Origin of the sequence: Streptomyces sp. HSW2009, from assembly GCF_040240285.1 — a bacterium.
Lineage (GTDB): Bacteria > Actinomycetota > Actinomycetes > Streptomycetales > Streptomycetaceae > Streptomyces.
In genome coordinates this window covers 1-4031 of record NZ_JBEHZD010000630.1, presented here as the reverse complement: position 1 = coordinate 4031, position 4031 = coordinate 1, and the positions used below count along the sequence as shown (strand labels likewise).

Here is a 4031-nt window from a genome sequence, read left to right as displayed (position 1 = left end):
CGCGGCGGACCTGGCCGACGTGCAGGTCGTGGGCCGCTGGCTGTACTGGTCCTGTGGGCCGGGTCGGGCCGCCGGCGGGGGGGGCCCCCCCCCCCCGCGCGCGCCCCCCGCCCGGCCCCGGCCCACTGTCCACCCGGCACTCGTTCCCCTCGTCAAGGCCCCGGCTTCTGAAGCCGGGGCCTTCGGCGTACCACCGCGCGCGTGCCCGCCCGTACGCGCCGAGCACGGGCGCCAAACCCCTGCGGGCGGTACGTGCGCATACGGGCGGGGCAGGTCGCTGGCAGGTGCGGGCGTACGCGCGCGTGGGCGCGCGGGGGTTGAGTTGAGGGGTTACGACGCGGGCGCGTCGATGCGAACGCGGTCGCGGTCGCCCCCGTCTTCGGCGAGGAAGGACGCCAGGGCCTGGCCCTGTTCGGTGACCCCGGTGCGGTCGGTGCGGGAGAGTCGGCGCAGCGGCGTCACGCGTACGGTGCCGTCCTGGACGGTCCAGGTCGCCGCGACGGTGCCGTCGACCAGGACGAAGCGGGCGCCGGTGACGGACAGTCCGCGGTGTGCGTCGGCGATGATCCGGCTGCGGTCGTGGTAGCCGAGCACCGCGTTGTCGAACGCGGGCAGGAACCGTACGGGCGCGGGCGTGTCGGCATCGGGGCGCGGCGCGTCCGGGAGGTCGAGGAGCTCCCGGCCCCGTTCGTCGCGGAAGGCCACCAACTCCGGGCGCAGGGCGCGGATCGCCGCGGGCAGTCCGGCCACGCCGCACCAGGCGCGCACGTCAGCAGATGCGGCCGGGCCGAAGGCGGCCAGGTAGCGGCGCACCAGCGCCTGCCCGACCGGGTCGGTGGGGTCCGGGTCCAGCGGGTCGACCGGGTGCCCGAGCCAGGACGCGAGCAGCACGTTGCGCACGCCGGCCCGGGTGCGCCACGTCCCGCGCGGCGGTAGCTGGGCGGTGGGGACGAGCGCGGCGACCACCAGTTCGCCCAGCGCCCGGGGCGCGACGGTCGGCCAACGCTCGGCGAGCGCCCGGGTGAGCTCGGCGTTCGAGCACGGCCCGGCGGCCAGCTTGGCCCGGCCGGCCGCGGCGAGTTCGTCGAGGTCGACGCCGTCGAGCTCGCGGCGGTAGGCGCCCAGGGCGCGCTGGAGCAGCATGGCGTCGTGCCGGGACCGCCAGGCCAGCGCGTCCTCGGCGGTGACCAGGTGAACGGTGCGGCGCATCAGGGCGGTACGCACCACCTGCCGCTCCACCAGGAGGTCCGAGAGCGCCCCCGGGGCGAAGGCGCGCAGCCGCGACCACAGGCCGACGAACGGTTCCTGTGGCTCCTGCGCCTGGAGGCCGCCCAGATGCGCGACGGCGTCGATGAGCGGGACGTCGGCAGGGGCGAGCAGGAACTGCCGGGCCAGCGACGCCCGCCCCAACGCCCTGGTGTCGAGAACGCTCACCGGCCACCTGCCCCGTGCAGCGCCCGTACGGGCCGACGGGCGGCGGCCTGCCCCACGGCGCTGGCGATGGACCGGCACGGGGCGGCCGGTGGTCCCGGTTCGCTGGTCTTCACGATGCGGTCGGTCCTCTCCCGGTGCTGACGAAGGCTGTGGGGTGGGGCGGGTGGTGGCGCTGTTGTGCGGGGGCGCCTCGCTGGCTTCGAGAATGTTGAACGGGGCGCCTGCTGGCCATTCTTGCCGGCCTTGCGGTCAGGTTCTGACCGCGATCCGCTGCTGGTGCTGGTGCCGTTCGGCTATCGAGCGGGGAGCCGGTCGGGGCTCGCGTGCGCGTCGTGGGTGAGGGGTGGCTGGCCCCGCTACGCACGCAGGGCTGCAACGACCTCGCGTACGCGCGCGTACGAGGACGGAGACGAGAACCTGAAAACCTCGCGCGCCCACGCGTGCGCGAGGGGCGGCCAGTGGCGGTTGCCATCGGTGTTGGCCTCGTTGTCGCGCCCACGCGGGCGCGAGGGGGGCCTCCGCGGGGTGCTGTCCGCGCTGCGTACGGGCCCGGTAGCGACTGGTCGGATGGCGCGGCCTTCGCGGGGGTCACGCGTGCGGTAGGCAGCCGGGGCACGGGGCGGGTGCGGAATTCTCCGCGCGTACGGGCCCTGCCCGCCGGACGTCCGTACGCGTAGCGGGCGCCGCGTCCACGGGGTGCCGGCCGTACTCGCCTGACTCGGCTGAGGGGACGGGTACGGGCCCGGGGGAGCCAGGTTCCCCCGGGGGCGACGTCTCGGGAGACGGCTCAGCGGGCCGTACCGATCGACCGGGTGGGCCGTGGCGGCGCGCCCCGCGCCCCGTGCCGCTCGGGGCGCCCGCTCCGTGCGAGCGGAGTACCTGCCCTGTGCTCCGTGTTCGCGCACCCTGTCGCCCGGGCGCGCCACGCCCCGTACGGCAGCGCCTCCGTGCGGCCCCACCCAGGAAGCCCGCCGCGGCCCGGGGCCGTCCCCCTCCGCGCGGGTGGCGCCGCATGTGGCGCAGCACAGCCCGGCCCGGCCCGTGCGACGCTGCGGGTCACACCACGCGCGCGTGGCTCGCCGAACCCGCGCTGCACCGCACCGCACCACGCGCGCGAGGCTCCCGTCGCGCCGGAGACCTACGGGCGTACCGCGCGCCCACGACGCACGGAGCACGCAAGACGCACGGCGTACTCAGGACTCAGGGCATACCGCGCGCACAAGACCCCCCCAACGAACCCCAAGCCCCACACCGCGCCCAGCGCGGAGCGCATACAGCAGGGCCGCGGCGACGTTCATCCGTCACCGCGGCCCTGTCGTGTGCTGGAGGGCGAGTCAGACCGTCTCCGGGAGCTCCTCAAGGCCCTCGGCGACGAGCTTGGCCAGGCGGTCGAGCGCGGCCTCGGCGCCATCGGCCTCGGAGGCCAGGACGACCTCTTCGCCACCCTGCGCGCCGAGCCCGAGGACGGCGAGCATCGAGGCGGCGTTGACCGGGTCGGCGTCCGGCTTGGCGATCGTCACGGGGACGCCGGAGGCCGTCGCGGCGCGGACGAAGATGGACGCGGGGCGAGCGTGCAGGCCCTCTGCCCAGCCGACGGTGACGCGGCGCTCAACCATGGTGTTGCCCTTCAGGTGGTTTTTGTTGTCTAGACCAGTCTCTCACGGGGCGCGGAGTGCTCCGGCGGGGCCCATGCACAGCCTGCCCCGCCACAACGGAGTGCGCGAGTCGGACCGTTGTCGGTCCCCCCGCATAGGCTGGACGCATGGAAACGCCGGCCGAGCACGCCTATCCGACCCACTGGGAAGCGGACGTGGTGCTCCGTGACGGCGGCACCGCCCAGATCCGCCCCATCACCCCCGACGACGCGCAGCGGCTGGTCGACTTCTACGAGCAGGTGTCGGACGAGTCGAAGTACTACCGCTTCTTCGCCCCGTACCCCCGCCTCTCCGACCGTGACGTGCACCGCTTCACGCACCACGACTACGTGAACCGGGTCGGTCTCGCGGCGACGGTCGGGGACGAGTTCATCGCCACCGTCCGGTACGACCGGATCAACGACCGCGGGCTGCCCGCTTCGGAGCCGGCCGACGAGGCCGAGGTCGCCTTCCTGGTGCAGGACGCGCACCAGGGGCGCGGCGTGGCCTCCGTCCTGCTTGAGCACATCGCGGCCGTCGCCCGCGAGCGCGCGATCCGGCGCTTCGCCGCCGAGGTGCTGCCCGCCAACACCAAGATGATCAAGGTGTTCACGGACGCGGGCTACACCCAGCAGCGCAGCTTCGAGGACGGCGTGGTCCGGCTGGAGTTCGACCTGGAGCCCACGGCGCGGTCGCTGGCCGTGATGCGGGCCCGGGAGCAGCGCGCCGAGGCGCGTTCGGTGCACCGGCTGCTCGCGCCCGGTTCGGTGGCGGTCATCGGCGCCAGCCGGCGGCCGGGCGGCGCCGGCCGCGCGGTCCTGGGCAACCTGCTCGCCGGCGGCTACACGGGCCAGGTGTTCGCGGTCAACCACGCCTTCCCCGCTGGGCCGTCCCGGCTGACGGGCACCGACCTCGCGGAGGCGCAGAGCGCGGCCGGTGCACACCCGGGAGCGGGCGCGGCCC

At 75.4% G+C, this 4031-nt stretch carries 3 protein-coding genes; 1 reads left to right on the top strand and 2 read right to left on the bottom strand.

The features are described 5' to 3' along the window. Positions 1-330: 330 nt before the first annotated feature. Together AAHZ94_RS29770 and AAHZ94_RS29765 are read right to left on the bottom strand one after the other, a co-directional pair. Positions 331-1434: a winged helix DNA-binding domain-containing protein gene (locus tag AAHZ94_RS29770; RefSeq protein ID WP_349996808.1), complete on the bottom strand. Its 1104-nt coding sequence runs from the start codon at positions 1432-1434 to the stop codon at positions 331-333. Between the two features lie 1334 nt (positions 1435-2768). Continuing rightward, positions 2769-3050 (bottom strand): HPr family phosphocarrier protein, encoded by a 282-nt coding sequence (locus tag AAHZ94_RS29765; RefSeq protein ID WP_349996806.1) that lies wholly within the window; start codon positions 3048-3050, stop codon positions 2769-2771. A 146-nt stretch (positions 3051-3196) separates the two neighbouring features. Here AAHZ94_RS29765 and AAHZ94_RS29760 point away from each other — a divergent pair. Further along, positions 3197-4031, top strand: an 835-nt coding sequence (locus AAHZ94_RS29760; RefSeq protein ID WP_349996805.1) for a GNAT family N-acetyltransferase, incomplete at its 3' end; no start/stop codon positions are given.

Excerpts from the sequence above, each read along its gene's own strand:
- AAHZ94_RS29765 (WP_349996806.1), bottom strand. The coding sequence starts at position 3,050 with ATGGTTGAGCGCCGCGTCACCGTCGGCTGGGCAGAGGGCCTGCACGCT.